The 26,575-nt window shown below is 73.5% G+C and carries 28 protein-coding genes; 21 read left to right on the plus strand and 7 right to left on the minus strand.

What is annotated here, in order from left to right; genetic code table 11:
• The first annotated feature begins 92 nt into the window (after positions 1 to 92).
• The 5 genes from OHA84_RS30670 (at position 93) to OHA84_RS30690 (ending at position 3,685) form a co-directional block, all read left to right on the plus strand.
• The gene (locus OHA84_RS30670) at positions 93 to 464 is read left to right on the plus strand and encodes a YbjQ family protein (protein WP_053678705.1); all 372 of its coding nucleotides are present in this window, start codon (positions 93 to 95) and stop codon (positions 462 to 464) included.
• Positions 465 to 919: 455 nt separating this feature from the next.
• Complete coding sequence (locus tag OHA84_RS30675) at positions 920 to 1,834, plus strand: nitroreductase/quinone reductase family protein (protein WP_266952446.1); 915 nt, start codon at positions 920 to 922, stop codon at positions 1,832 to 1,834.
• A gap of 158 nt (positions 1,835 to 1,992) precedes the next feature.
• Positions 1,993 to 2,490 (plus strand): LPXTG cell wall anchor domain-containing protein, encoded by a 498-nt coding sequence (locus tag OHA84_RS30680; RefSeq protein ID WP_266952448.1) that lies wholly within the window; start codon positions 1,993 to 1,995, stop codon positions 2,488 to 2,490.
• An 8-nt stretch (positions 2,491 to 2,498) separates the two neighbouring features.
• Entirely contained in the window at positions 2,499 to 3,155 is a 657-nt protein-coding gene (locus OHA84_RS30685; protein WP_266952450.1) for an RNA polymerase sigma factor, read from the plus strand.
• Positions 3,152 to 3,685, plus strand: a complete 534-nt coding sequence (locus tag OHA84_RS30690; RefSeq protein WP_266952452.1) for a hypothetical protein — start codon at positions 3,152 to 3,154, stop codon at positions 3,683 to 3,685. Before OHA84_RS30685 ends, OHA84_RS30690 begins: the two co-directional genes overlap by 4 nt.
• A 125-nt stretch (positions 3,686 to 3,810) precedes the next feature.
• Here the strand turns inward: OHA84_RS30690 and OHA84_RS30695 are convergent, their stop codons facing one another.
• Complete coding sequence (locus OHA84_RS30695) at positions 3,811 to 4,272, minus strand: MarR family winged helix-turn-helix transcriptional regulator (RefSeq protein WP_266952454.1); 462 nt, start codon at positions 4,270 to 4,272, stop codon at positions 3,811 to 3,813.
• Positions 4,273 to 4,434: 162 nt separating this feature from the next.
• On the opposite strand from OHA84_RS30695, the gene OHA84_RS30700 reads away from it, so the two are divergent.
• The 4 genes from OHA84_RS30700 to OHA84_RS30715 all read left to right on the plus strand — a co-directional run bounded on the left by OHA84_RS30700 (position 4,435) and on the right by OHA84_RS30715 (position 8,358).
• Positions 4,435 to 5,649 carry an MFS transporter gene (locus tag OHA84_RS30700; RefSeq protein WP_266952456.1) on the plus strand — a complete coding sequence of 405 codons (1,215 nt, stop codon included), beginning with the start codon at positions 4,435 to 4,437 and terminating at the stop codon, positions 5,647 to 5,649.
• A 69-nt stretch (positions 5,650 to 5,718) separates the two neighbouring features.
• On the plus strand, positions 5,719 to 6,165 hold the full coding sequence (locus OHA84_RS30705; RefSeq protein ID WP_266968723.1) for a heme-binding protein: 447 nt from the start codon (positions 5,719 to 5,721) through the stop codon (positions 6,163 to 6,165).
• Between the two features lie 61 nt (positions 6,166 to 6,226).
• Positions 6,227 to 7,864 (plus strand): glycoside hydrolase family 20 protein, encoded by a 1,638-nt coding sequence (locus OHA84_RS30710; RefSeq protein WP_371591500.1) that lies wholly within the window; start codon positions 6,227 to 6,229, stop codon positions 7,862 to 7,864.
• A 41-nt stretch (positions 7,865 to 7,905) separates the two neighbouring features.
• Positions 7,906 to 8,358 carry a GNAT family N-acetyltransferase gene (locus tag OHA84_RS30715; RefSeq protein WP_266952460.1) on the plus strand — a complete coding sequence of 151 codons (453 nt, stop codon included), beginning with the start codon at positions 7,906 to 7,908 and terminating at the stop codon, positions 8,356 to 8,358.
• Between the two features lie 38 nt (positions 8,359 to 8,396).
• On the opposite strand, the gene OHA84_RS30720 is transcribed toward OHA84_RS30715, so the two are convergent.
• Together OHA84_RS30720 and OHA84_RS30725 are read right to left on the minus strand one after the other, a co-directional pair.
• Positions 8,397 to 8,741, minus strand: coding sequence for a DUF3040 domain-containing protein (locus tag OHA84_RS30720; protein ID WP_266952462.1), 345 nt, complete (start codon positions 8,739 to 8,741; stop codon positions 8,397 to 8,399).
• Positions 8,742 to 8,855: 114 nt separating this feature from the next.
• Positions 8,856 to 9,683: an endonuclease I family protein gene (locus OHA84_RS30725; protein WP_266968721.1), complete on the minus strand. Its 828-nt coding sequence runs from the start codon at positions 9,681 to 9,683 to the stop codon at positions 8,856 to 8,858.
• A 204-nt stretch (positions 9,684 to 9,887) separates the two neighbouring features.
• Between OHA84_RS30725 and OHA84_RS30730 the strand changes: the two genes are divergently transcribed.
• On the plus strand, positions 9,888 to 10,454 hold the full coding sequence (locus OHA84_RS30730) for a DJ-1/PfpI family protein (protein WP_266952466.1): 567 nt from the start codon (positions 9,888 to 9,890) through the stop codon (positions 10,452 to 10,454).
• A 161-nt stretch (positions 10,455 to 10,615) separates the two neighbouring features.
• Here the strand turns inward: OHA84_RS30730 and OHA84_RS30735 are convergent, their stop codons facing one another.
• Positions 10,616 to 11,428, minus strand: a complete 813-nt coding sequence (locus OHA84_RS30735; RefSeq protein WP_266952468.1) for a glutamate ABC transporter substrate-binding protein — start codon at positions 11,426 to 11,428, stop codon at positions 10,616 to 10,618.
• Between the two features lie 273 nt (positions 11,429 to 11,701).
• Here OHA84_RS30735 and OHA84_RS30740 point away from each other — a divergent pair, with 273 nt between their 5' ends.
• Both OHA84_RS30740 and OHA84_RS30745 read left to right on the plus strand, forming a co-directional pair.
• Complete coding sequence (locus tag OHA84_RS30740) at positions 11,702 to 12,745, plus strand: hypothetical protein (RefSeq protein WP_266968718.1); 1,044 nt, start codon at positions 11,702 to 11,704, stop codon at positions 12,743 to 12,745.
• Positions 12,746 to 12,898: 153 nt separating this feature from the next.
• Positions 12,899 to 13,441 carry a TerD family protein gene (locus OHA84_RS30745; RefSeq protein ID WP_266968716.1) on the plus strand — a complete coding sequence of 181 codons (543 nt, stop codon included), beginning with the start codon at positions 12,899 to 12,901 and terminating at the stop codon, positions 13,439 to 13,441.
• Between the two features lie 143 nt (positions 13,442 to 13,584).
• On the opposite strand, the gene OHA84_RS30750 is transcribed toward OHA84_RS30745, so the two are convergent.
• The gene (locus OHA84_RS30750) at positions 13,585 to 14,217 is read right to left on the minus strand and encodes a TetR/AcrR family transcriptional regulator (protein ID WP_266952474.1); all 633 of its coding nucleotides are present in this window, start codon (positions 14,215 to 14,217) and stop codon (positions 13,585 to 13,587) included.
• Positions 14,218 to 14,430: 213 nt separating this feature from the next.
• On the opposite strand from OHA84_RS30750, the gene OHA84_RS30755 reads away from it, so the two are divergent.
• The 6 genes from OHA84_RS30755 to OHA84_RS30780 all read left to right on the plus strand — a co-directional run bounded on the left by OHA84_RS30755 (position 14,431) and on the right by OHA84_RS30780 (position 20,487).
• Positions 14,431 to 15,348, plus strand: a complete 918-nt coding sequence (locus tag OHA84_RS30755) for a phosphatase PAP2 family protein (protein WP_266968714.1) — start codon at positions 14,431 to 14,433, stop codon at positions 15,346 to 15,348.
• Positions 15,345 to 16,214, plus strand: coding sequence for a hypothetical protein (locus OHA84_RS30760; protein WP_266952478.1), 870 nt, complete (start codon positions 15,345 to 15,347; stop codon positions 16,212 to 16,214). The genes OHA84_RS30755 and OHA84_RS30760 overlap by 4 nt, the downstream gene beginning before the upstream one ends.
• Positions 16,211 to 16,540, plus strand: coding sequence for a hypothetical protein (locus OHA84_RS30765; protein WP_371591501.1), 330 nt, complete (start codon positions 16,211 to 16,213; stop codon positions 16,538 to 16,540). Before OHA84_RS30760 ends, OHA84_RS30765 begins: the two co-directional genes overlap by 4 nt.
• 93 nt (positions 16,541 to 16,633) lie before the next feature.
• The gene (locus OHA84_RS30770; RefSeq protein ID WP_266952480.1) at positions 16,634 to 16,900 is read left to right on the plus strand and encodes a GlsB/YeaQ/YmgE family stress response membrane protein; all 267 of its coding nucleotides are present in this window, start codon (positions 16,634 to 16,636) and stop codon (positions 16,898 to 16,900) included.
• Between the two features lie 176 nt (positions 16,901 to 17,076).
• A complete protein-coding gene (locus OHA84_RS30775; protein ID WP_266968712.1) occupies positions 17,077 to 18,762 on the plus strand; it encodes a peptide-N4-asparagine amidase in 1,686 nt (561 codons plus the stop codon).
• Positions 18,763 to 18,789: 27 nt separating this feature from the next.
• Positions 18,790 to 20,487, plus strand: a complete 1,698-nt coding sequence (locus tag OHA84_RS30780) for a serine/threonine-protein kinase (RefSeq protein ID WP_266968710.1) — start codon at positions 18,790 to 18,792, stop codon at positions 20,485 to 20,487.
• A 79-nt stretch (positions 20,488 to 20,566) separates the two neighbouring features.
• On the opposite strand, the gene OHA84_RS30785 is transcribed toward OHA84_RS30780, so the two are convergent.
• Positions 20,567 to 21,226: a LysM peptidoglycan-binding domain-containing protein gene (locus tag OHA84_RS30785; RefSeq protein ID WP_266952486.1), complete on the minus strand. Its 660-nt coding sequence runs from the start codon at positions 21,224 to 21,226 to the stop codon at positions 20,567 to 20,569.
• 456 nt (positions 21,227 to 21,682) lie between these two features.
• Positions 21,683 to 22,666, minus strand: coding sequence for a dihydrodipicolinate synthase family protein (locus OHA84_RS30790; protein ID WP_266952488.1), 984 nt, complete (start codon positions 22,664 to 22,666; stop codon positions 21,683 to 21,685).
• Positions 22,667 to 22,737: 71 nt separating this feature from the next.
• On the opposite strand from OHA84_RS30790, the gene OHA84_RS30795 reads away from it, so the two are divergent.
• The 3 genes from OHA84_RS30795 (at position 22,738) to OHA84_RS30805 (ending at position 26,518) form a co-directional block, all read left to right on the plus strand.
• Positions 22,738 to 23,679, plus strand: coding sequence for a LysR family transcriptional regulator (locus tag OHA84_RS30795; RefSeq protein ID WP_266968708.1), 942 nt, complete (start codon positions 22,738 to 22,740; stop codon positions 23,677 to 23,679).
• A 73-nt stretch (positions 23,680 to 23,752) separates the two neighbouring features.
• A complete protein-coding gene (locus tag OHA84_RS30800) occupies positions 23,753 to 24,838 on the plus strand; it encodes an S-(hydroxymethyl)mycothiol dehydrogenase (protein ID WP_266952492.1) in 1,086 nt (361 codons plus the stop codon).
• A gap of 369 nt (positions 24,839 to 25,207) precedes the next feature.
• Positions 25,208 to 26,518 carry an alpha/beta fold hydrolase gene (locus tag OHA84_RS30805; RefSeq protein ID WP_266968705.1) on the plus strand — a complete coding sequence of 437 codons (1,311 nt, stop codon included), beginning with the start codon at positions 25,208 to 25,210 and terminating at the stop codon, positions 26,516 to 26,518.
• Positions 26,519 to 26,575: the final 57 nt, after the last annotated feature.

Below are 26,575 nucleotides of genomic sequence, written 5' to 3' on the forward strand. Positions count from 1 at the left end.
AGGTTCCGGCTGCTGGGCGACCGGTGGACGCTCCGGCCCGCCTGACGGCCGCCGGGATGCGCGGCTCGGCCCGCGGATCCAGAGTGGGACGCATGGGAATCGAAGACTACGGCGGCGGCCCCGGCGCCGAGCAGACCGGTGTCATGGTGGTGACGACCAACGACGTCCCCGGCTACCGGGTGGAGCGGGTCATCGGCGAGGTCTTCGGCCTCACCGTGCGCTCCCGCCACCTGGGCAGCCAGATCGGCGCGGGCCTGAAGTCCATGATCGGGGGCGAGCTCAAGGGGCTGACCAAGACCCTGGTGGAGACCCGGAACCAGGCGATGGAGCGGCTCATCGAACAGGCGAAGGCGCGGGGCGGCAACGCCGTGCTGATGATGCGGTTCGACGTGACCGAGGCCGCCGACATCGGCACTGAGGTGTGCGCGTACGGCACGGCCGTCGTCCTGGTACCCGCCGGCTGAACCGGCGTCGCGCTCCCGGTCGAGGCGCCGCGCCGACCCCGATGAGCGTGGCCCGGATGTCCCGCCCGGGCCATCACCGGGCATCTCCGGGCCATCACCGGGCATCTCCGGGGCATCACGGCGCATCTCCGGAAACGATCTTCGGCGTTGACAGACGCGCGCCGCGTGCGTGTAATGAGGACCGGTGTCGCGTGACGCCGGCCAAGAGCAGTGGGCCGGCCGGCAGTCGGGCGAACACCCTTCACTCAGGGGACACTCCATGAGTTCGCACTCCGCGCTCCGCATCTGACGCCGAGCAGCCCGAGGCGGTCGTCGATCCCTCGCGTCCCGCCTCGCGAGCCGCACCACGTGGCCGGCCTCCCGCCACGCACTTCACGCCGTACGCGCCGTGCACCGCTCACGCTCCTCCCGCGTCGCCGTGCCCGCCTCCACCACGTTCCGGAGAAGACATCCGCATGCCCACACCGTTCAACCGATCCGTCATCGAGGAGTTCCGTACCCGCCACGGCAAGGTCGGCGGCCCCTTCGAAGGGGCGGACCTGCTGCTGCTGACCACCACCGGCGCCCGCACCGGGACCGAGCGGACCACCCCGCTCGGATACGTCCGCCAGGACGACGCCTTGCTGGTCGTCGCCTCCGACCTGGGCGGCCCTCGCCATCCCGACTGGTACCACAACCTGCTCGCCCACCCCGTGGTACGGGTGGAACTCGGGACCGACAGCTTCGAGGCCCTCGCCGTCCCCGCCGAGGAACCCCGGCGCGCCGAACTGTTCGCGTACGTGCAGAGCAGGTCCCCCGGGTACGCCGACTACCAGGCCCGTACCACCCGGATCCTGCCCGTCGTCGAACTGCGGCGGGCCGAACCCGACGGTTGGCAGGCGCCGCGCGAGATCGCGACCCTGGCCGACAAACTGCTGGAGACGCACACCTGGCTACGGGCGCAACTCCGGCACGTCGGCGCCGAGGTCGAGGCCCACTTCGCCGCACGGGCCGCGCACTCGGGGCCCGGGGACCCGCCGCCCCCGTCACTCGGGCTCCAGATCCGGCAGCGGTGCCTGGCCTTCTGCCAGTCCCTGGAGTTCCACCACACCACCGAGGACGCGCACCTGTTCCCGGGGATGGCCGCCCACCACCCCGGCCTGTCCCACGTGTTCGACCGGCTCCGCGAGGAGCACCGCACGGTCGCACGTCTCCAAGGCGCGCTGGTCGCCCTGTTGGGCGATCTCGCCCTCGCCGAACCGGAGCGCTTCCGCCGCGAGCTGCGACGGATGTCGGACGCCCTGAACGCGCACCTCGACCACGAAGAGGAGGTGCTGCTCCCGCTGTTGGCCGACGTCCCCTGGCCACCGGGGCCGCCCGGCGGAGCCTGACGGCGGGCCCCGGAACCGGCGGACGCGGAACACCTCACGGCACACGCGGAAAAGTTTTTCGGAAACGGCGGCAACCTCCGCGACGGTCGCGCGTCGTGCGGGGGTGAAGGGCGTGGTTCCGCGTCCTCGTCCCGACCGCACGACCGTGGAGTACCACCGTGAAGAACCTGAAGCGCGTCACCCTGTCCGCCCGCCGGGCGGCGACCGTCACCGCGGTCGCCGCCGGGGTGGCCGTCGCCCTGGGCGGCCCGGCCTTCGCCGCGCAGGGCGGGTCGAGTGCCGCCCCGGCGCCCGCCGTCAGCGCGATACCGTCCGCCTCGCCGACCGCCCCGACGAGCGCCAGGCCCACCCCCAGGCCCAGCACCCCCCCGACCGCGACCCCGTCCGTCCCGGGCGCCACGCCGCCCTCCGCCTCGCCCTCCGCTCCGACGAGCGCCAAGCCGAGCTCCCGCCCGACCAGCCCGGGCGGGACCCCGCCCACCGCCACGCCCAGCGCCGCCCCGGCCGCCCCGAGTTCCTCGCCCTCGCCCGACGGGGCCGAACTCGCGCATACTGGCTCCTCTTCGACCAACGTGGCGCTGGGCGCCGGGGCCGTCGGCCTCATGGCCGCCGGCGCCGGCGCCCTGTACGCCGTACGGCGCCGCGCCGCCAACTGAGGACCCCCGTGCTCCACCTCGCACCAACCGTCGGCCCCCTCACGCCCGGCTTCGGCCGGGCGTGGCGGGGCCTGTGGGCGTTGTTGCTCCGCCGCGACCGGCCCGCCCCCGCGGCGCCCGGGCGCGGGCACCTGTACACCGACGCCCGGGAGACCACCGGGTACGGCGACGCCCCGCCCCCGCCCACCGTCAGCGAGCTGTACCACGCGCACCGGCTGCGCATGGTCCGCCTCGCGGTGCTCCTCGTCGACGACCTGGCCACCGCCGAGGACGTGGTGCAGGACGCCTTCACCGCCCTCTACCGGCGGCACGGGGAGGAGATCAAGGAGGTGGACAACGCGCTCGGCTACCTGCGCACCGCCGTCGTGAACACCTCCCGCTCCGTGCTGCGCCGCCGACGCACCGCCCGCGCCTGGAACCCGCCCGTGACGGCCGACATGCCGTCCGCCGAGGCCGCCGTCGTCCTCACCGAGTCGCACCGCGAGGTACTGGCCGCGCTCGGGCGGCTGACCCCACGTCGGCGGCAGGTCCTGGTACTGCGCTACTGGGAGGACCTCAGCGAGGCGGAGATCGCCGACACCCTCGGGATCAGCCGAGGCGCAGTGAAATCGAACGCGAGCCGCGCCCTGGACGCGCTGGAACGGATTCTGGAGGGACGGGTATGACGTACGACGCCGACGAACGCCAGGTCGAGCGGCGGCTGCGGCAGGCCCTGGCCGCGCGGGCGGACGAGGTGACCGTCGTGGCACTGCGCCCCGCCGCCCCTCCCGGCCCCCACCTGCGACGGCTCGCGCCGACCGCGCTGTGGCTGCGACGGCTGTCGTGGTCCGTCGCCGGCCTGGCGGCCGCCGCCGCGGCGGTGACCGCGTACGTCCTGCTCACCCCCGACACCGCCCCGCCGCGCCCGGTCCCGCCGGCCGCGCCGCCCGAGTTCACCCCGTCCCCGTCGCAGCAGTCGCCCAGCCCCACCCCGCCCCGGACGCCCGGTCCGACCGGCGGCAGCGCGGAGCCTCCGGTGTCGCGACCTCCGGCCCCCGGCGCGACCCGGTCGGGAGCACCCAGGGCCACACCGAGCAGCCCGAAGGGCTCCCCGAGGCCCCCGTCCCGGTCGGCCTCGGTGCCCCCGCCGTCCCCGTCCCCGTCCGCCCCGCCCTCGTCCGCCCCGTCGTCCTCGCCCACCCCGAGCCGGGGCTAGGCCCTGTCGGCCGGCTCTTCGGATCGTGCCGCCGCCGCGGCGCCCGCCGCCGCGGCCCGGCCCTGAACGACGAGACCCGGGAGAGACGGCCCATGCCGTCTCTCCCGGGTCTCGTCGTTCAGGCGTTACGCGGAGACCGTGCGAATGTTCTCCACCGCCGCGACCAGCGGGGCGAGTTCCGGGTTGCGCGCGGCCTCGTCGAGGGCCTCGCGCAGGGCGGTGTCGTTCGTCGGTCGGGCCGCCGTCAGCAGGGTCAGTCCGGCTTCGCTCACGTCGGTGTAGATGCCCCGGCGGTCGGTGTCGCAGATGTAGCGGTTGAGCAGTCCGCGGTCCTCCAGCCGGCTGACCAGTCGGGTCGTGGCGCTCTGGCTGAGCACGACCGAGTCGGCCACCTGGTGCATCCGCAGGTGTCCGCCCGGGCCGCTGTGCTGGCGGCTGAGCACGTCCAGCAGCGAGTACTCCCGCACGCTCAGCTCATGGCCCGCCTGGAGGGCGCGTTCGATGTGGGCCTCGATCCGGCCGTGGAGGAGGGAGAGGGCGCACCAGCCCTGGGAGAGGGCGGTGAGTGCGCTGTCCGTGGCGGTCATGGGCGGGCTCCTCCTTCGAAGCGGGTCCCCCCAGGATAGGCCACAGCCGCAATAGCCCGCGCTTGCAAATATCCCGCGTCTGCAATTAATGTGGACGCACGTAAGCCGCGACAGCAAGTGAAGCGGCAGTACAGGCAACCTCCCCCTGAAGGGCACCCCCTCATGCCTCTCGCACTCCTGGCACTCGCCATCGGCGCCTTCGGGATCGGCACCACCGAATTCGTGATCATGGGCCTGCTCCCCGAGGTCGCCGGCGAGTACGGCGTCTCGATCCCCACCGCGGGCTTCCTGGTCACCGGCTACGCGCTCGGTGTCGTCCTCGGCGCCCCGCTGATGACCATCCTCGGCACCCGCATCCCCCGCAAGCGCATGCTGATGCTGCTCATGGGCCTGTTCGTCGTCGGCAACGTGATCTCCGCCCTCGCCCCGGCCTTCGGCGTCATGCTCGCCGGCCGCGTCGTCGCCTCCCTCGCCCACGGCGCCTTCTTCGGGATCGGCTCGGTGGTCGCCGCCGGACTGGTCGCCCCACAGAAGAAGGCCGGCGCCATCGCCATGATGTTCACCGGCCTCACCGTCGCCAACGTGGTCGGCGTACCGCTCGGCACCCTCGTCGGCCAGACCCTCGGCTGGCGCGTCACCTTCCTGATCGTCGCCGGCCTCGGCGTGCTCGGTCTGCTCGGCATCGCCAAGATGGTCCCCGAACTGCCCCGCCCCGAGGGCGTCCGGATCCGCCACGAGCTGGCCGCCTTCCGCAACGTCCAAGTACTCCTGGCGATGGCCATGACCGTGCTCGGCTTCGGCGGGGTCTTCGCCGCCATCACCTACATCACCCCGATGATGACCAACGTCGCCGGATTCGCCGACACCTCCGTGACCTGGCTGCTCGTCCTCTTCGGCCTCGGCATGGTCGCGGGCAACCTCATCGGCGGAAAGTTCGCCGACCGGGCCCTCATGCCGATGCTGTACGTGTCCCTGGGCGCGCTCGCCGTGGTCCTGGCCGTGTTCACCGTCACCGCCCACAACAGGTTCGGCGCCGCCGTCACCATCGCCTTGATCGGCGCCCTCGGCTTCGCCACCGTGCCCCCGCTGCAAAAGCGCGTCCTCGACCAGGCCGCCGGCGCCCCCACCCTGGCCTCCGCCGTCAACATCGGCGCCTTCAACCTCGGCAACGCCCTCGCCGCCTGGCTCGGCGGGCTCGTCCTCGCCGCCGGCCTCGGCTGGACCGCCCCGAACTGGGTCGGCGCCGCCCTCGCCGCCTCCGCGCTCGTCCTCGCCGTCGTCTCCGGCGCGCTGGAGCGCCGTACGAACGCCCGCGCGGCCGGCAGCCGGGTCGTCGCCACCGCGACCGCCGAGACGGCCGTCCCCGCACACCACTGAACCCGCTTTCCCCGACCGGCCAGCCGACCGACCGGCCGACCGATTCCCGACACCCCAGGAGCACCCCCCATGTCCGGCACCACCACCGCCACCCGTACCGCCGTCGCCCCGCTGACCACCGAGGACGCCGAACTGCTGCTCGGCGCCGCCCGCGCCGCGGCCGAGGAGGCCGGGGTCACCGTCAGCGTCACCGTTCTCGACGCGGGCGGGCACCCGCTGGCCTTCCGCCGCGACGACCGGGCCGTCCTGATCTCCGGCGAGACCAGCACCCGCAAGGCGTACACCGCCCTCCAGCTGAACGTCCCGACCGCCGACCTCATCGAGGCCGTCCAGCCCGGCGCCCCCTTCCACACCCTGCCGACCGCACTGGACCGGCCGCTGCTGTTCATCGCGGGAGGCCTTCCGGTGCACCGCGACGGTCGGCTGATCGGCGCCATAGGCGTGGGCGGCGGGGCCCCCGAGCAGGACCACGGCTTCGCCGTCGCCGCGCTGGAGACCCTCGCCGCGCTGGTCTGAGCCCTCCCGGGTCGCGAGCCCGTGTCCCCCGTGCCAGGTTGGGTACGGGGGACACGAGCGCATGATGCGGCAATCGACGAGGCACTGGAGAGGTCGGGCCATCGCGACGGCAACGGTCGCCGCCGTGGTCTCCCTGGTCCTGCCCGGATGCTCGGCCGGCTCGGACAGTGCCCGCGGGGCACAGACCCCGCCGGCCACCGGCACCACGCCCGGCGCACCGCCCCCGTCGGCGCCGCCCACCCCCGAACCGAGCCCCGAGCCGTCGTACCCGCTGTCCACGGCGCCCCGCACGGTCCCCGCCGTCCGGGAACACGCGCCGGCCCGCGGCCCCGGTTGGAAGCCCGCGCCGGCCGCCCGGGTCGTCGTACGGCCGGCCGACGCGGCAGCCCTGTCCGACGAGGGCCGGCTGCTCGCCGGCGAACTGAAGATGGGCTTCACGCAGACGGCCGCCCCGCGCCCCGGCGACGTGGAACTCGCGCTGGGCGCGAAGAACTCCGGAGCGCCCGAGTCGTACACCCTCACCGTCGGGGACGGCCGGGTACGCGTCACCGGGCCCGACGAGGCCGGCGTCTTCTACGGCACGCGCACCCTCAAACAGGAGATACGCACGGCCGGCAAGGCCCCCGAGGGCACGGTGCGCGACGCCCCCGCCAAGCCGCAGCGCGGCCTCAACCTCGACATCGCGCGCAAGAACTTCACCCCCGACTGGATCGAGGACCGGCTGCGCGAGATGGGCGACCTCAAGCTCAACCAGCTCGGTCTGCACTTCTCCGACGACCAGGCCTTCCGGATCGAGTCCACCTCCCACCCGGAGATCGTCTCCACCCCGCACCTCACGAAGGCGGACGTACGCCGGATCACCGCGCTCGCCGCCCGCCTGCACATCACCGTCGTCCCCGAGATCGACTCGCCCGGACACCTCGGCGCCGTACTGCGCGCCCACCCGGACCTTCAGCTGCGCGACGTGCGGGGGCGCCCGGTCAAGGGCGCCGTGGACATATCGAACCCGGCGTCGGCGAAGCTCGTGGACGAGCTCCTGCGCGAGTACATCCCGCTCTTCCCCGGCGGCGCCTGGCACCTGGGCGCCGACGAGTACCAGGCCCTGGTGGTCAAGGACCCGCAGGCCTCCTTCCCGCAGCTCGCCGCCGCCGCCCGACAGCGGTACGGGCCGTCCGCGCGGGTGCAGGACCTGGCCGCGGGCTGGCTCAACGACCGGGCCGCCGTCGTACGCCCCTCGGGCAAGACGCTCAAGGCCTGGAACGACGGCTTCTTCGCCGGGGGAGTGGTCCCCGCCGCCAAGGACCTCCAGGTCGAGTACTGGACGGGCAAGGAGCTCGGCGCCCGACCTCCCCTCGCCTACCTCCGCGAAGGCCGCAAGGTCGTCAACCTCAACGACGAGTACCTGTACTACGTCCTGGGTCAGCCGAACGACTTCGCCTACCCCACCGGCCGGCGGATCTACGAGCAGTGGACCCCGCTGGTCCTGCGCGGCACGACTCCCGTCCCCGCCTCGTACGACGACCAGATCCTCGGCGGCCGGCTCGCCGTCTGGGCCGACCTGGCCGGGTCCCAGACCCAGGCACAGGTGGCCGAGGGCATCCGGCTCCCGCTGGCCGCCGTGTCGCAGAAGCTCTGGGACTCCCGGACCCCGAGCCTCGACTGGGCCGCGTTCCGCTCGCTCGCCGACGGGCTCCGCTGAACCCGTTGGCCAACACCGGTCCGCGTTGATTGGATCGGTCCATGAACGACGAACTCCGGACCACGGACCAGGCCCTCGCGAGCGGCTTCGAGATATCCACCGACCCGGCCCGGCTCGACGCCGCGCTGATCCACCGCTGGCTGTCCGAGGACTCCTACTGGGCGCTCGGCCGCAGCCGCGAGAAGCAGGACGCGGCCATCGCGGGGTCGCTCAACTTCGGTCTGTACGACAGCGCCTCGGACGCCCAGCTGGGCTACGCCCGCGTCGTCACCGACCGGGCCACCTTCGGCTGGCTGTGCGACGTCTACATCGCCCCGGACGCCCGGGGCAAGGGCCTGGGCACCGCCCTGGCCGCCGCGGTCCGGGACCACCTGGAGCCGTACGGCCTGCGGCGGATCCTGCTGGCCACGGCCGACGCGCACGCGGTCTACGCGAAGGTCGGCTTCGCCCCCCTGGACCACCCGGGGAAGTGGATGGCGCTCGGCAGCCAGTGAACTCGGCGGTCGGACGTTCGGGGACAGCAGCTCGGCAGTCAGTGAACAGGGCCCGAGCGGCTCTGCGGGTCCTGGGGCTCCCGCCGGGGCGTGTGGTCGCGCAGCTGCCATCGCCGCCGGGCCCACTGGCCGATCAGCGGCAGCGACATGACCACGGTGAGTATCCAGGCGGCCGCGAAGGACCAGATCAGCGGCTGTGCCACGGTGATGGCGGCCGCGATGAGGAGGGCCACGGTCAGCGCGCCCAGCCCGCAGGCGGCCACGATCCGCTGCCTCAGGCTCGCGGAGCGCAGTCGACGGTTCAGTGACCGATCACCCTTGAGTTGGGCCTCGATCTCGGAGAGGGCGCGCTGTTCGTGATCGGAAAGTCCGGCTCCACCCATGACGACGTACCTCCGTCGGCTGCCGCCGTCGGGCGCGGAACGCAGCCTGTGGCCTGCGAATACCCGGCCTGACGGGCGTCAACCCCCGGAGGACGTCATGGTTGCCGGGATCGGTCACCAGATGGAGCCGACCCACTCCGGGTGGTCGATGAACGGGTTCCGGTTGTGCTGGTACGTGTCGAAGATGACCTGGTTGCGGCGCTGCTCGAAGGCGTCCGGCGGGTCCTGGAGGCTCCACTGCTTCAGCACGCTGATCCGGCCCATCGACGGGGCGGAGCCGTTGTTGACCTTGTCGTTGAGTTCGAGGTTCGCGAAGCCGTCCTCGCCGTCGTAGCGCACGGCCATGTAGAGCAGCATCCGGGCCACGTCGCCCTTGACCGCGTCGCGCGGCTCGAAGGAGTCGGAGTCCGTGAAGCTGCCGGAGGCCTCGGAGACCGGGCTGCCGCCCTTGTCGAAGTCCTTGTTGCCGCGGGTGCTGTTGACCGTCACGTCCTCGGGACGCAGGTGGTGCAGGTCGGTGCCGGGGCCGGTCGCGGTGCCGAAATCGCCGTGGCTCTTGGCCCAGACGTGCTCGCGGTTCCAGTCGTTGGCGCCGCCCCCGTTGGAGGTCTTGGACTGCGAGCGGCCCGAGTAGACGAGGATGACGTTGTTCGGGTTGGCGGGGTCCTGGTCGGTGACCTTCAGGGCGTTCCACACGCCGTCGTACGACACCTTGGTCTGGGTCTTGATGATGCCGTGGAGCGCGGTCTTCAGCGCGGCGCCGGTCTTGCCCTGCGCCGGGGCGTAGTAGTCGTCGTAGGCCGCGGCGGCGCCGGCCGCGGCGGGCGCGTCGGCGTGGGGGGCCGCCGTCCGCTGCGAGCCGGCCGAGGCGGTGGCCGGTATGAGGACCAGCGAGGCGGCCGCGAGGCCGGCCGCACAGGGGGCGAATCGGGAGATTCTCATGACGTGGGGGATGCCTCTCCATCACGCACCGTCCCCGCCAAGGCGGTTGGCGGGGTGTCAGGTGGCAGAGCGAGGCTGACATTGTCATGCGCCCAACAGGTTAAAGGGATGTGTCCGGCGTGCGGATCTTGTGTTTGTCCGCGGTGGGGCGAGGGCACGGTAGCGAGGGCCCGAACCGTGCGAAATCCCCACCGGGAGCAGCCCATGCCAACGAAGATCCTCATCGTCACCGGCGACGCCGCGGAGTCGCTGGAGGTCCTCTACCCCTACCAGCGACTGCGCGAGGAGGGCTACGAGGTCCACATCGCGGCCCCGGCGGTCAAGAAACTCCGTTTCGTGGTGCACGACTTCGAGGACGGGTTCGACACCTACACGGAGAAGCCCGGCTACACCTGGCCCGCCGACATCGCCTTCGCCGACGTGGTGACGGAGGACTACGAGGCCGTCGTCGTCCCGGGCGGGCGCGCGCCCGAGTACCTGCGCAACGATCCCGAGGTGCGACGGATCCTGGCCGCCTTCGCCGAGGCGGACAAGCCGATCGCGCAGATCTGCCACGGTCCCCTGATCACCGCCGCCGCCGGGACCCTGGAGGGCCGCCGGGTCACCGCGTACCCGGCCCTGGAACTCGACATGAAGGCCGCGGGCGCGCACTTCGAGGACTCCGAGGCGGTGGTGGACGGCACCCTGGTGTCGGCCCGTGCCTGGCCGGACCACTCGGCCTGGATGAGGGAGTTCCTGACCGTGCTGCGCGGCAAGGCCCCGGTGGTCTGAGGCACGGGAGCGCCCGGTCCGACGCACGGGAGCGCCGGCCCCCGCATCCCGGCCCGCCGTGGGCGGCTCGGGCCGGGCCGGCCGCGCGTGATCGGCCAGTGATCGGCCGTGCGCGGGCCACACCTTTCGGCGCCGGGGTCCCGCCCCGGCGCCGCCGCGTGTCAGTTGCCCGAGGTGACCCGCGGGGCGGGCTCGCTCTTGTAGTTCGCGGGGCCGAAGTTCTTCTTCACGGCCGCGTCCCAGGAGCCGTCCGAGACCATCTTCGTCAGCGCGCTGTTGATCTTGCGCTGAAGGTCCGCGTTGCCCTTCTTGATGCCGATGCCGTAGTTCTCGTTGCTGAGGTTCAACCCGATCAGCTTGAACTTGCCCGCGTACTCCTTCCGGGCCCCGTACCCGGCCAGGATGGAGTTGTCGGTGGTCATGGCGTCGGCCTCGCGCGCCTGAAGGGCGACGACGCACTCCGAGTAGCTGCCGAGCTCCAGCAGGCTCGCCTTCGGGGCGAGGTTCTTCTTGACGTTCTCGGCGGAGGTCGAGCCGGTGACCGAACAGAGCTTCTTGGAGTTCAGGTCCTCGGCCTTGGTGATGCTGTTGTCGTCGGCCCGGACCATCAGGTCCTGGTGTGCGATGAAGTACGGGCCGGCGAAGTCGACCTTCTCCTTGCGCTTGTCGCTGATCGAGTAGCTCGCGGCGACGAACTGGACCTCGTTGTACTGGATCAGCAGTTCCCGGTCGGAGCTGAAGACCTGCTTGAACTCGATCTCGCTCGGCTTGTAGCCGAGCTCCTTCGCTATGTACGTGGCGACGTCGACGTCGAAACCGGTGAAGGTGCCGTCGGGCTCGCGCATGCCGATCCCCGGCTGGTCGAACTTGATCCCGATGCCGATGGGCTCCTTGGGGTCGTCACCGCCACACCCGGAGGCGGTGACGGCGAGGGCGATCACTGCGGCGACCGCACCGGCCTTGGGAACCTTCATGCTGCACTCTTTCCTCGGGAACGCGGATCACGCGGGAACGGGGGCGAACGGTGTCGTGCGGAGTACCTGGGTCGGTACGGGGTGGCGGGGGAGCGGAGCCGGTAAGGGTCCGGGCACGCGCGGAACCGCGGGGTCGTCGCGCACGTGTATGAGGAAGCTAGGAAGGTGGCGGGCACACCGTCACTACATCTGAGGAAAACTTGAGGGTAACAATCCGGTTCGGCCAAAGATTTACCGGTCGATCCGGGGCGTAGCCGGACAAGGGGGATCGGCGTGGCGAACGGTTCGGTAAGGATCAACGGGAACGCGCTGCAGCTCGGTGACGGCGCGCAGATCAGGTTCATCCGAACCCTGCGCCTCCCGGAATCGGGTACCCACGGGCTCCCTCCGGGCCTCGGCGAGTTCCCGCTGCGACGGGTCGAGGACCACCCGGACACGGTTCCGCCCGAGTGGCTCGCCAAGGGCGGGGTGATGCTGCCGGTTTACCTGCGCGAGGCGATGTGGCTGAGCTTCGCGGGGACCCGGGAGCCCGCGGCGCTCCAGGTCGGCGTCGGCAAGGTCTGCGCCGTCTCGGGCGAGCGCTGGACGGGACGGCTCGCGCACCGCCCGCAGAACTACGTGGTGCTCCCGCGCCAGCCGTGGCTGGACGGGATCAACTCGGGCAAGGGGACGGTGCGTCAGTTCGTCGCCGTGCCGCTCGGCCTCGGCGCCACGGTCGAGGGACAGGTCACCGGCGAGGAGACCACGGGCGGCGTGCAGCTCCAGGCGTTCCCGCTCGGCCCCGAGCCGTTGCGGCTCTGGCGGGAGCAGGAGCGCGCCCGGCTCATCCCGCCGCCGATGCCGTCCTCCTTCGGCGGGTACGCGGGCGCTCCGGCGGCCCCGGGGAGCGCGCCCATGGCCCCTCGGGCCGCGGCCCCGGCGCGATCGGCTCCCGCGATGGGCCTGGGAGTGGGCGGTTCCATGCGCCAGGAGGTGTACGAGGACACGCGGCCCCTGTCGGACTGGGCCGAGGAGCCGGCCGCGCGCGTCTTCGTCCACCTGGTGACCCCGCCCGAGTGGCGGCGCATCACCGGCGAGCCCGCCCCGCCCTCGCCGGTCGACCGGGCCGCCTACACCAGGGCCGGGCTGCCGTGGTTCGACCACTACGACGAGAGCGGCACCGACCTGCCCGCCACCGACACCCTCGGCGCGGTCAAGCCGGTCGGCGACTGGATCGGCGACGACCACGCCCCGTGGGTCCCCCCGACCCCGTCCCAGACCCATCCGCTCGGCAACGCACCCGGCCCGGGCAAGCCCGTGCAGGACGGCGACTGGTAGCGAGCCGGCACGGGCGGCGGGGGCCGACCGGCCGCCCCGACCGCCCGCCGCCGGCGGAGCCCGACTGGCCTGGAACGTTCGGTCGTCGACGCGGTGATCGCGGCCGCGTGACAGCATGGCCGGGCAATGCCCGGTGCGCGGAGGGGGAGTTCGATGAGCGGAATACGCAAGAGCCTGGCCAAGGTGGAGATCGCGTTGCGGTGGGACCCCAGCCCGACCGGTGCGCCCGCGCACGACCTCGACATACTGGCCGCGGTCTACGGGGCGACGGATCCGTACGGCGACCCCGTCTACCTGGTCCACTTCGGCAGCCGCGCACCCGACGGCACCATCACCCTCGACCGGGACAGCGACACCGGGCAGGGCTTCGGCTTCGACGAGGTGATGACCGTCGAACTGAACCGCATGTCGACCGAGTTGGTGCGGGTGGTGGTGGGGGTCGTGATCCAGGACCCCGGCCCGCAGGGCGCCCGCACGAAGACCTTCGCCTCCGTGGCCGGTACCGGACTGCGGATCCGCGAGGGCTACACCGAACTCGCCGAGTCCGACTTCGAGGGTGTCGCCGGATCCACCGCGGCCACGGTCGCGGAGTTCGTCCGCGACACCTCGGGCGGCTGGTCGCTGGATGCGCGCGAGTACGGGTTCGACACCGAGCCGGAGGAGTTCACCCGCATCATGGGCGCCGCCCGCTCCTGACGTGAATCGGCCGCTCAGACCGGGCGGCGGTCACTCGTCGTGCGAGTGCCCGCCGCCCGGTCCGGCCGGCGCGCTGCCGCCGTCCCCACGTGGCAGCGCGGGCGGGTCGCCGCCCGGTCATCGGGGACGGCGGCCCGCCTGTCTCAGGGGGTGGTGCCGGGTGCGGTCGCCGCGTCGGCGGGGGTGATGCCGAGCGCGGGCAGCAGGGCCGCGTCGACGAACCGCACCAGATAGTCCGCGTCGGCGTACCGCCCCTCCAGTACCGGCCGGATCCGCAGGACGCCCATCAGCTGGGCCGGCAGGAACTCCACGGCCGGATGGTTCGCGGTGACCTCGCCCCGCGCCACCGCCCGCGCCACCATCGCGTCGAACGCCGCGAGTTCGGGTTCCACCAGGGCCTCGCGCAGGGCGGCCTGGAGTTCCTCGTCGCCGAGCACGGCGTGGCCGAGCGCCTGGGAGAGCCTGGTGTCCCGGCCGGAGGTGCCGGCCGCGATCCGGGCGGCCTCGCGCAGGTCGCCCGCGAGGGTCCCGGTGTCCACGGCCGCCAGGGTGCCCTGCCGGTTCGCGCGCAGCGCGGCGGCGACGAGCCGCGGCTTGGTCTTCCACTGCCGGTAGAGCGTGGACTTTCCGCAGCAGGCGCGCGCGGCGACGCCCTCCATGGTCAGGGCCTCGTACCCGTGCTCGCGTAGCTGCTCCAGCACGGCGTCGTAGAACTCCTGCACCCGCTCCGGGCTGATCTTGGAACGACGCGCGGTGGTCGACGGGGTCGACGTCATGGATGCGGCCCTCCTCGGCGGCGTGCTGCGGGCCCGGGCGGCTCGCTCTGCCGTCCGGCGTGGTTCGAGTGTACGGCTACGCCGGCGTATCGGTACACCGGCGTATCGATACGCGAATGTATCGATACACTGGCGTGTCGATGTACGGCGAGGCCCTGACCGGACGAGCCCCGAACCCAGCCGTGCGCCGAGGACAGGAAGCGAGACCGGGGGATGACCTCCCACACCACACCCGCGGACCCACCACCGGCAGGTTCGAGAGCGGCACGACGCAGACTCGTACGCGAACTGCTGCTCGTCGCGGGCCTCTTCGCCGTCTACAAGGCGGGCCGGACACTCTCGACGGGCCGCACCGACGAGGCCTTCCGCAACGCCACGTGGATCTGGGACGCCGAACGCGTCCTGCACCTGCCCGGTGAGGGCGCGATACAGCGGCTGCTCCTGCACGGCGACGCCCTGATACACGTCGCGAACACCTACTACGCCGCCGTGCACTTCCCGGCGACCGCGCTCTTCCTCGTCTGGCTCTACCTCCGCCGCCCCGGCCACTACCTGTGGACCCGCCGAGTGCTCGCGGTTCTCACCGGGGCCGCCCTCGCGATCCACCTGAGCTTCCCGTTGGCGCCGCCGAGGATGCTCGACGCCGCGCACCTCGTGGACACCGGGCAGGTGTACGGGCCCACCGTCTACCGGGCCGCGCCCGCCGCCGACACCATGGCCAACCAGTTCGCGGCCATGCCCTCGCTGCACTTCGGCTGGGCGCTGATGCTCGCCCTCGGGATGATCGCCGCCACCCGGTCGCGGTGGCGGATCCTCTGGCTGCTGCACCCCCTGGCCACCCTGCTCGTGGTCGTCGGTACGGCCAACCACTACTGGCTCGACGCGATCGTCGCCACCCTGCTGCTGGGGGCCGCGCTGCTGGTCGTCCCGCGACCGGTCCCCGAGCCGCACGCGCTGTCGGCGCGGGAGCCGGCGTCGGAACCGGGCCCGGTGTCGGCGGGTCCGTCGGCACCGCGACCCGTCCGGCGTCCCGCCGCGGCGGCCCGGGCCGCCGCCGGCCCGGACCTCCCCGCCCGCGCGGACGGGGACCCGGCCGTGAACGTCCCCGCGACCGCGGGAGCCGGACGATGAACGCCACCGCCCTCGCCGTCGCGCTCTGCCTGGCCTCCGCCGTGACCTACGCGGCCGCCGCGGTCGCCCAGGAACGCCTCGCCCGCGCCGCCGTCGCCCGCAGCGCCGGCGCGCTCCTCGGCAACGGTGCCTGGTGGTGGTCGGCCGGACTCAACGCCGCCGCGGCGCTGCTGCACGCCGCCGCGCTGCGGTACGGGCCGCTGACCCTCGTCCAGCCGCTCGGCGCCCTCACCCTCGTCGCCGCCGTACCGCTCGGGGCGCGCGGCGCCGGCCGGCGGGTGGCGGCCACCGAATGGCGGGGCACCCTCGCCACCGTCGCGGGACTCGGCCTGCTGCTCCTCCCGGCCTCCGGCCCGGCCCCCGACGACACGCTCACCCTGACCGAGGCGCTGGCCGTCTCGGGCGCCACCGCCGCCGTGATCATGCTGCTGACGGTCCGCGGCGACGTGCGCTCGGGGCTGCGGCACGCGACGGCGTCCGGGCTGGCCTCCGCCGCCGCCTCGGCCCTGACCCAGACGGTCACCGTCGCGGGAGGCCGCGGGGGAGCCCTGTTCAGCGTCCGGGTGATCGCGGTCGCCCTGCTCGTCGTGGTGTTCGCGGTCGGCGGGATGCTGCTGTCCCAACGCGCCTACCGGGGCGGGCTCGGGGCGCCGCTGGCCGTGGTCAACCTCGCCAACCCGCTCGCCGCCGCCGCGATCGGCATGGTCCTGCTCGGCGAGCGCCTCCAGGGCGGGGCCGCGGGCATCGTCCTCGCCGTGGCCGGCGCCTTCGCGGCCGGCCGCGGGGTGATGCTGCTCACCAGGACGACGCCCGGCACACAGGCTTCCGCGCCCACCGCCCTGCCGAGCCGGCATGTGGCAGCATGACCGGCATGATCGAGCGGTCGTTCCTCTCCCTGTGGTCCAAGGACTCGGTGCTGTCGATCGGTTCGGTGGACTCGGTGCTCTCCATCGGCTCCGTCGGCAGTGTGCTGTCGGTCGCCTCGATCGGCTCGGCGCTCTCGGGCGCGTCGATCGGCTCGGCCCTGTCACTGGGTTCGTCGGGATCCTGGCTCAGCGTCGGTTCGGCGCTCTCCGCGTGCTCGACCTTCTCCGTCCTCTCCTACCGCTCCCGCGGCGGCCTCATGACGCTGGGCGCCGCCGCGGCCGCCGTCGTCACCGTCGCGTGCGCGGCCCGGGTGCGGCGTGGCTGACCAGCGGAGAACCGTTTCGGCCGGCGGTGCGTCCTCCCTCGTGAGAAACGCGTACGCACGCGTCATCGCGCGACCGGAGCGGAGTGAACGACCATGGGCATCGTCGGATGGATCATCCTGGGGCTGCTCGCCGGAGGCATAGCCAAGCTGCTGCTGCCCGGACGCGACCCCGGCGGCCTCATCATCACCACCCTCATCGGCATCGCGGGCGCCTTCACCGGCGGCTGGCTCTCCGCGAGGTTCCTGGACCGGCCGATCCAGAACGAGTTCTTCGACGCGGCCACCTGGGGCTCCGCCATCGCGGGCTCGTTCGTGCTGCTCGTCGCCTACCGGATCCTCTTCGGACACTCCCGCCGCTGACGCCCGTCCGGCCGCCGCCTACGCCGGGCCCCGCACGGCGCGACGTACTGCCCGCACCAGGCCTGACCGCACCCGGCCGGGACCCCCCGTGCCGTGCGGGGCGAGGGCGAGAACCGGCCACCATCGGGCCGGCGGCCCTGGCGGCGCCCGGTCGGGCCGGGCTTCACTTCGGGCCCATGAGACGACACAGGATCACGGGCCTGCTCGGCGCGTTCGCGCTCGCCGCGGCCGGCCTGGCCGCCGCCGGGACACCGGCGGCAGCGGCCCCGCCCCCGGCGCCCGCATCCCTCGGCGCACCCGCCTCCCCGGCCACACCCGCCTCCGCGCCCGTACCCGCGGGGGCCGAGCCTCCCGCCGAGTTCGGGACCGACTGGCACGACCCGCTCACACCCGGGCCGCCCATCACCCGGCCGTCGACCCGGTCCTGCCGGGTGACCCTGGCACAGGCCCGGTTCGTCGACTTCACCCCCTACCGGGGCGACTACACGCCCCCGAGCGGCTGTGGCCGCGGCGACTGGGCCAAGGTGGTGCTCCGCCTCGACGGCAAGGTCAAGGGCCGCCAGTACGACCGCCTGGGCAACCTCACCGTCGGCGGAGTGGAGATCCTGCGCACCTCCACTCCCGAGCCCTCGCCCGACGGCATCACCTGGTCCGTGGAGAAGGACGTCACCCACTACCGGGACACCCTCAGCCGTCCGCAGCCCGTCGAGATGCTGATCGGCAACGTGGTCAACGACACCTACACCGGCGTCATCGACGTCGAGGTCACCCTCACCTTCCACGCCTCCGACGGCCACACCCGACCCGCCTCCGACACCCCGGACCGCGTCCTCCCGCTCACCACCCCCACCGTCACCACCCCGCGCAACACCGAACGCCTGCTCGCGGAGGTGTACGCGACAGGCTCGGGCGGGGGCTGCGAGGAGTACTGGTACCTGACCGTCCCGGACGCGGCCCCCTACTCCTGCAAGGCCGCCGGCGGCCCCCACCGCGAGGTCCGCGTCCTCGTCGACGGACAGCTCGCCGGTCTCGCCGCCCCCTTTCCGACCGTCTGGACCGGCGGCTGGTCCAACCCCTTCCTCTGGTACGTGACCCCCGGCCCCCGCGCCTTCGACGTGCAGCCGATCCGCTACGACCTGACGCCCTACGCGGCGCTCCTCAACGACGGTCGCCCGCACCGGATCGAGGTGTCCGTGGCGGGCGTCCCGGCCGGGCAGGCCGGCTGGAGCACCCCCACCAACCTGCTGCTCTGGCAGGACGCCGGCCGGGCCGTCGTCACCGGCGCCCTCACCCGGCACGAGGAGGTCGCCCCCACGGGCTCCTCCCGCTGGACCCCCGGCGCCGAACACCGGCTGGACACCGACGGCGGCCACGGCCTGACCGTCGCCGGGCACCTCGACACCTCCCACGGCCGGGTCGTCACCACCGTCACCCGCACCGTCCGGCACGCCTCCACGCACCGCTGGACCGAGGGGGAGAGCCGTGACGCCCTCACCGCCGAGTGGACCGACCGGGAGAGCGTGACCCGCGGCCCGACGACCACCCGCACGGCACGCGCGTACACGATGGACGGCGAGACCACTTTGGGTGCCGGGGACCGGTTGCGCACGGTCCTCTCCCTCGGCGACCGCGCCGACACCGTCGTCCTGCGCGGCGGCCGGGAGATCGACCGTTCACGGCTCGACGACCGGTACACGGGCGACGCGAGCTACACCGCGAACGTCCCGCGCGAGGAGCGCCACGCGGTGGCCACCACCACGGCGCGGTACCGGCTGTACGGATCGCAGACGCCCGGGGGCTGTTACGACCGTACGCTCACGACGGTGCAGGGCATGCTGACGGTGGACCGGCGGGGCTGCTGACACCGACGCCGCCTACGATGACCGCCCATGGACACGAGTGAGGCCGGCGGACAGCTGGTCGACGGCCGCTTCGAACTGATCGACCCCCTGGGCGCCGGAGGCATGGGCACGGTGTGGCGCGCCCGCGACATCGCGTTGCACCGCGACGTCGCCCTGAAAGAGGTGCGCCCGCCGGACCCGGCGACCGCCGCCGCGCAGCCCGGCCTCGTCGTCCAACTGCGCGAACGGGCGGTGCGCGAGGCCCGAGCGCTCGCCCGGCTCACGCACCCGAACGTGGTGACGATCCACCACATCGTGGAGCCCGCGCCGGACGGCGAGGGGCATCCGTGGATCGTGATGGAGCTGGTCAAGGGCGGCTCGCTGCACGACCGGCTGGAGTCCGGCCCGATGCCCGTCGCGGACGTCCTGCGCATCGGGCTCGACGTGTTGTCGGCGCTGCGGGCCGCGCACGCCGAAGGGGTGCTCCACCGTGACGTGAAACCGGCCAACGTCCTGCTGCGGCCGGAGGGCTCGGCCGTGCTCACCGACTTCGGCATCGCCGCGCTGCACGGATCGACCGCGCTCACCTCGACGGGCGCGCTGATCGGCTCGCCCGAGTACATCGCGCCCGAACGGGTGCGCGGCGCGGAGGGCCTGGCCGCCTCCGACCTGTGGTCGCTCGGCATGATGCTGTACGTGGCCTCCGAAGGGGTCCACCCGCTGCGCCGCGCCACGACCATGGCCACCATGGTCGCCACGCTGGAGGACCCGATCCCGGCGCCGACGCGGTCCGGACCGCTGGGGCCCGTACTGGAACGGCTGTTGGTGCGGGACCCGGCCGCGAGGCCCGACTCCGAGCAGCTGGGACAACTGCTCCGCGACGCGAGCAGTGCTCTCCAGGGGACGCCGCCCCCACCGGCCCCCGCACCGCCGCCCTCGCCCGGATTCGGGCCCTACGGGCCGCCCCCGACGGCCGTGAACGCACCTGGCGCGCCCTTCGGCCCGCCGGGCGGCAACCCGTACGCGGTGACCGCCCCCGTGTCCGCCGCCCGGACCCCGCGCCGCCGGCCCGCACTGCTCGCCGCACTGGTCGCGCTGCTCCTCGCGGGTGGCGCGACCCTGGCCGTGAACCTGCTGGGCGACGGCGACGACGGCACCCGTGACGACGCGAAGGGAGGCCCGACGGCCACCCGTTCCGCCGATCCCTCGTCCGCCGCCGGCCCGGCGGGTGCGAAGCCCGCCACCGGCAAGCCGTCCGCCTCCACCCCCGCCGGGCGGACCAACTCCGCTCCGCCCGCCGCCTCCCGCGCCGACCTGCTCACCCCCGACGGCGCCCGCGCCGGCCTGGCGGCCCTGAAACAAGGCACCGGAACCACGACGTTCGTGAGACTGGCGGTCTACCCGGAGTACATGCTGGCCGGCGTGCCCACCGCGCCCGGGGCGAAGACGTACGACAACTGGCAGTACCGCGACGGCACCGCCCGGCGCCTCGCCCCGGGCGGGACGATCCCCGCCGGCGGGCGGCTGATGGACATGTCCGCGGTCAAGTGGGACGTGCTGCCGACCCTCCTGAACGAGTCCAGGGAACGCCTGGCGGTCGCCGTGCCCAGCCAGCGCTACCTCATCCTCGACGTGTGGTCGGACGGCACCCCGGCCGTCCGCCCCTACATCAGCGACCCCTACGGCCAAGGCGGCTACGTCCTGGCGGGCGTCGACGGCACGATCAAGAAGGTGGTCGGCGGCTGACGCCCCGCCGGCCGCGCTCGCGCGGATCCCGCAACGGGGCGCGGCCACGGTCCGGCGGGCCGGACCTGCGGGGACGTGCTCAGTACGCCCCGTTGACGTTGTCGATCGAACCGTAGCGGGCGGCCGCGTAGTTGCAGGCGGCGGTGATGTTCGCGACCGGGTCGTAGGAGTCCTCGGACGTGCCCGGCACGTGGTAGGCGCGGAAGGTCGGGTCGATGACCTGGAGCAGACCCTTGGAGGGAATGCCGGCGGCGGCGTTGGAGTCCCAGTTGTTGATCGCCAGCGGATTGCCCGAGGACTCCCGCATCACATTGCGGTGAATTCCCTCGTAGGTTCCGGGAATGCCGTGTTGGGCCATCACGTCCAGCGACTCGCGTATCCAGCCGTCCAGGTTGTTCGTGTACGCGGTCGCCGGTCTCGCCGCCGCCGCGGTCTTCGCCGCCGCGCCGAGGGACAGCTTGAGCCCGGGCCGGATGACCGCCGGGTCGGCGCCGACGACCCCGCGGTTCGCCTCGTAGAGCTGCGCCCAGCCGCCGGTCAGCGCGTGCTTGGCCGCGATCGTGGACAGCGTGTCGCCCGCGACCACTGAGTACGTGGTGGGAGCGATGCTCTCGGCCGCTCCGGCGGTGCCCGCGCCGATCAGCGGGAGGGCCAGGGCGACACCGCCCGTCCCGGCGATGGCCAGCTTGCGGACGATCGAGTGCTGCTTCGGGCGGCGGTGCTTTCCCTTTGCGGGCATGGCGGAATTCCTCACGTGGGGGTGCGGGGAGCGTCCCTGGCGGTGAGGGGAATGAACGCCGGGCCACCGGGAACGAGGTGACCGTAAGACAGCCTGTGGGGGCCGAACAAGCCTGGAATTGCGTCGGGTGATCGACATCCCGCATTCGGTCCGGTTAATGACCTTGGGAATGGGAAGCGGGGAATGTCGATTTCCTTTCCGGGGAAAGGGAATCCGGCTCTTTCGTGGAATTGATGTTGAAGGGCCCCGCGTGACTCACATCACGGGTGGGCGGCCTCGTGCGGAAAGCAGGGCAAGTCGCACCTCTGCCTACCGAATTCGGGCGACCTGCCCGTTGGCGGCGAATCGCCCATCAAGGTGCCTTTCCGGCGTGAATTCCGACCCGACCGGCGCCGTCCCCCGGCGCAGCCTTTCCCGGGTCATGCCCCGCCGTCTCCCGGGGTCCCGTGTCCCGGGTCACGCCCCGCCGGCCCCCACCGGGTCGGTCGCGAGTTCCGCCAACGCCTTCAGGGCGACGGCCACCGACTTCTCGGACGCGGGCAGCAGGGGCAGCCGTACGTCGGGGGTCGGGATCCGGCCGAGGGCGTGCAGCGCCCCCTTGACCACCGCCGGGTTCGGCTCCGCGAAGACCGCCGCCGACAGTCGGGCCAGCGCGTGGCCCAGCGCCCGCGCGCGCGACACCTCGCCCGCCTCCCAGGCCGCCGCCAGCTCCACGAAACGCTCCGTCGCCAGGTGGGCCGAGGCGAGGATCGCGCCCTGCGCGCCGACCGCCAACAGGGGTGACACGTAGGCGTCGTCGCCCGCCAGCACCGCGAAACCGTCCGGCCGGTCACCGAGCAGTGCCACGACGTCCTGGTCGATGCCGCCGGCCGCGTACTTGACCCCGACCACCCCCGGCAGCTTTCCGAGCGCGCGGAGCGCGGCGGCGTCCAGAGGCTGCCCGGTCCGGTAGGGGACGTGATAGACGACCAGCGGTACGGGGCTCACCTCGGCCAGGCGCTCGAAGTGCGCCAGCACCCCCGCCGCCGAGGGCCTCACGAACGACGGGACCGTCACCAGAGCCGCCCGTACCGGCTGCCGGTGCGCGAGCCGGGTCAGCGCGGCCTCGCTCGCCCGGGTCCCGCTCGCCCCCGCGCCGACGGTGAGCGGCGCCCCGCGCTCCCGACAGACCCGGGCGCAGACGTCGGTGACCAGATCCCGTTCCGCCGCGTCGAGGCCGGCGCTCTCCCCGGTGGTGCCGAGGGCGACGATCCCGCGGGCGCCCGCGTCGAGCACCTCGTGGGCGAGGGCCTCCAGGGCGTCGACCGCGACCTCCCCGGCAGCGGTGAAGGGGGTGACGAGCGGGACGTGGATCCCGCCCGGGAAGGGCCGCGTGTCCCGGTCCCGGTTCGGAGCCGCGTGCGGCGGCGTTGCCGTGTCCTGCGGGGCGTCCTGTGTCATGGCGACCAGCCTGCCCCGCCCCGGTCATCGAATCCAGTTCGCATTTCTTACTCGAAGCGTAAGCTGAGCCGATGCTCGATGTACGACGCCTGCGCCTGCTGCGCGAACTGGCCCGCCGCGGCACCATCGCCGCCGTGGCCGAAGCGCTCGCCTTCAGCCCTTCGGCGGTCTCCCAACAGCTCGGTGTCCTGGAACGCGAGGCGGGCCTGCCCCTGCTGGAGCGCACCGGCCGTCGGGTCCGTCTCACCCCCGCCGGCGAGGACCTCGTCCGCCACGCCGAGGCCGTCCTGGAGCGGCTGGAGCGGGCCGAAGCCGACCTCGCCGAGGCGCGCGGCGGCCTCGCCGGCGTCCTGCGCGTCGGGTCCTTCCCCACCGCGACCCGCGCCATCGTCCCGGCCGCCCTGGTCACCCTCGCCCGCCGCCACCCGCGCCTGGAGCCGATGGTCTCCGAGACCGACCCGGCGGCGGTCGCGCACGCGCTGCGCGCCGGCGACCTGGACGTGGCGCTGGTCCACGAGTACGACTTCGTCCCCACGCCCGAGGAGCCCGGCGTCACCACCGAGCCCCTGTTCGGCGAGGTGATGTACCTGGCCGTCCCCGAGGGCGCCGAGGTGGACGCCGGACCCGACCAGGGCGCGGTCCTGCGGACGAGAGCCGACGCCCCCTGGATCACCGCCACGCCGGGCACCCTCTGCCACGCCATGACGGTGCGGGCCTGCCAGGCGGCCGGGTTCACCCCCCGGGTGCGGCACCAGGTGGACGAGTTCGCCACCGTCCTCGCCCTGGTCGCTGCGGGACAGGGCGTGGCCGTCGTGCCCCAGCTCGGGATCCGCGGCGCCGAACCGGGGGTCTCCCTGACCCGGCTCCTCATGCAGCGCCGAACCAAGATCGCCTTCCGGGACGGCGCGGCCGGGCACCCCGCGGTGGCCGCGTTCGGCGCGGCGCTGCGGGCCGCCGTGCCACCTGAACTGGCCAGTCCACCGGAACTGGCCAGTCCGCGCGCCGAAGGGTGACACGGCTCCCGCACCGCGTGCCGCCCGTGTACGTTCGATGATCCAGACGGATCCGATCAGAGCGGGGTACGACGTGACACATCGCGTACGAGGGGTCATCGCCCGGAGCAAGGGCGCACCGGTGGAGACGACGACGATCCTCGTGCCCGACCCGGGGCCCGGCGAGGCCCTGGTCAAGGTCCAGGCCTGCGGGGTCTGCCACACCGACCTGCACTACCGCGAGGGCGGCATCAACGACGAGTTCCCCTTCCTCCTCGGCCACGAGGCGGCGGGCGTCGTCGAATCGGTCGGACCGGACGTGACGTCCGTCGCGCCCGGTGACTTCGTCGTCCTCAACTGGCGCGCGGTGTGCGGGACATGTCGGGCCTGCAAGCGCGGCCGTCCCTGGTACTGCTTCGCCACGCACAACGCCACCCAGCCCATGACCCTGGAGGACGGCACGCCGCTCTCCCCGGCCCTGGGCATCGGCGCGTTCGCCGAGAAGACGCTGGTCGCCGCCGGTCAGTGCACGAAGGTGGACCCGGCCGCCTCGCCCGCCGCCGCCGGCCTGCTGGGCTGCGGCGTGATGGCCGGCCTCGGCGCGGCCCTGAACACGGGCAACGTCGGACGGGGGGACTCCGTCGCGGTCATCGGCTGCGGGGGAGTGGGCAACGCGGCCGTCGCGGGCGCCCGGTTGGCCGGCGCCTCGAAGATCATCGCCGTGGACCTGGACGACCGGAAGCTGGAGTGGGCGCGGGGCCTGGGCGCCACCCACACCGTCAACGGCGGCAAGGACGACGTGGTCGAGGCCATCCGGGCGCTGACCGACGGCAACGGCGCGGACGTGGTCATCGAGGCCGTCGGCCGGCCCGAGACGTACCGGCAGGCCTTCTACGCCCGCGACCTCGCCGGGACGGTCGTCCTGGTCGGCGTGCCGACCCCGGACATGAAGCTGGAACTCCCGCTCATCGACGTGTTCGGACGCGGCGGCGCCCTCAAGTCCTCCTGGTACGGGGACTGTCTGCCCGAACGCGACTTCCCGCTGCTCGTCGACCTCTACCTCCAGGGCCGGTTGGACCTGGACGCCTTCGTCTCGGAGACCATCGCGCTCGACGGGGTCGAGGAGGCCTTCGGTCGCATGGAGCGCGGCGAGGTGCTGCGGTCGGTGGTCGAGTTCTGATCCCGCTCCGCCTCCCGCGCCCCGATCCCCCGGACCACACCCGGTGATCGGGCGCGGGTTCGCGGCGGGACGGGCGCGGGAGGCGGTCCCGTCCGCCGCACCGCTCCGCGGCCGGTCCGGGGCGACCCTGCGGCCCGTCCGAGGCGCGGGCGCGCCCGTCCGGGCCCCGCGTCCCGCCGGCCGTGCCCGTCTCCGGGCCCGCTTCGTGCCCACCGTGCCCGTACCGCCCGGCCGCCGCTTCGCGCCTACCGCGCCCACCGGGCCCACCGGGCCCAGGGGCCCGGTGCGCGCTGCGTAGACTCGGGAGACCGATCCTCCCGTCCCCGGCCGCGACCCGGCCGGGGCGACCGCACACACCAGGGACCGTTCGTGACCCACGACCGCAGCCACCGTCAGCCCGGTGTCGTCGTCACCGACCACCACTTCACCGTGCCGCTCGACCACACGCGTCCGCACGGCGAGCAGGTGGAGCTGTACGCGCGCGAGGTCGTGGCCACCGGCAAGGACCCCGAGACCCTGCCCTGGCTGCTGTACCTGGAAGGCGGCCCCGGCTTCGGCGCCCGCCGGTTCATCGGGCGCCAGGCCTGGCTGGAGCGGGCCCTCACCGAATACCGGGTGCTGCTCCTCGACCAGCGCGGGACCGGCCGCTCCGGCCCGCTCAACCGCCAGACCCTGCCGCTGCGCGGCACCCCGGCCGAACAGGCCGCCCACCTGGCGCACTTCCGCGCCGACTCCATCGTGCGCGACTGCGAGGCCATCCGCCCCGGCCTGACCGCAGGCGCGCCCTGGACCGTGCTCGGCCAGAGCTTCGGCGGGTTCTGCGTCACCCGCTACCTCTCCACCGCCCCGCAGGGCCTGACCGCCGCCCTGATCACCGGCGGGCTGCCGTCCCTCGACGCCACCGCCGACGAGGTGTATGAGGCCGCGTACACCCGCGTCGAACGCAAGAACCGGTCCCACTACGCGCGCTACCCGATGGACGTCGAGCGGGCCCGGCGCATCGCCGCGGCGCTCGTCGAACGACCGGTCGAACTCCCCGGCGGCTACCGGCTCACCCCCGAGGCGTTCCAGTCCCTGGGCCTGCTCCTCGGCACCGGCGACGGCAGCCACCAACTGCACCACCTGCTGGAGGACGCCTTCGTCCCCACCCTCGACGGACCGGCCCTCTCCGACGCCTTCCTGGAAGCCGTCCACGGCCACCTGTCCTTCGCCGGGCACCCCCTCTACGCCCTGATCCACGAGGCGATCTACGCGCAGGACCCGGCGGCGCCGACCGGCTGGGCCGCCGAACGGGCGCGCGCGGCGCACCCCCTCTTCGACGCCGCCACGACCCTCGCCGGCGACGAGCCCCTGCTGTTCTCCGGCGAGACCATCCACCCCTGGCACTTCACCGTCGACCCGGCCCTCGCCCCGCTGCGCGAGACCGCCGAACTGCTGGCCGCCCGGACCGGCTGGGAGCCCCTGTACGACCCGGTGCGGCTCGCCGCGAACGAGGTGCCGGTCGCCGCCCTCGTCTACCACGACGACATGTACGTGGACACCGCGCACTCACTGCGCACCGCGCGGGCGATCCGGGGCCTGCGGACCTGGGTGACGGACGAGTTCGAGCACGACGGCCTGCGCGCCGGCGGGCCCCGGGTCCTGGACCGGCTGCTGGCCCTCGTACGCGACGAGCTCTGAGCACCCGCCCCCGGACAACCGCGGGCCGTACCGGCGCCACTGCGACGACAGGGCCTA

The sequence above is a fragment of the Streptomyces sp. NBC_00513 genome, from assembly GCF_041431415.1.
Lineage (GTDB): Bacteria > Actinomycetota > Actinomycetes > Streptomycetales > Streptomycetaceae > Streptomyces.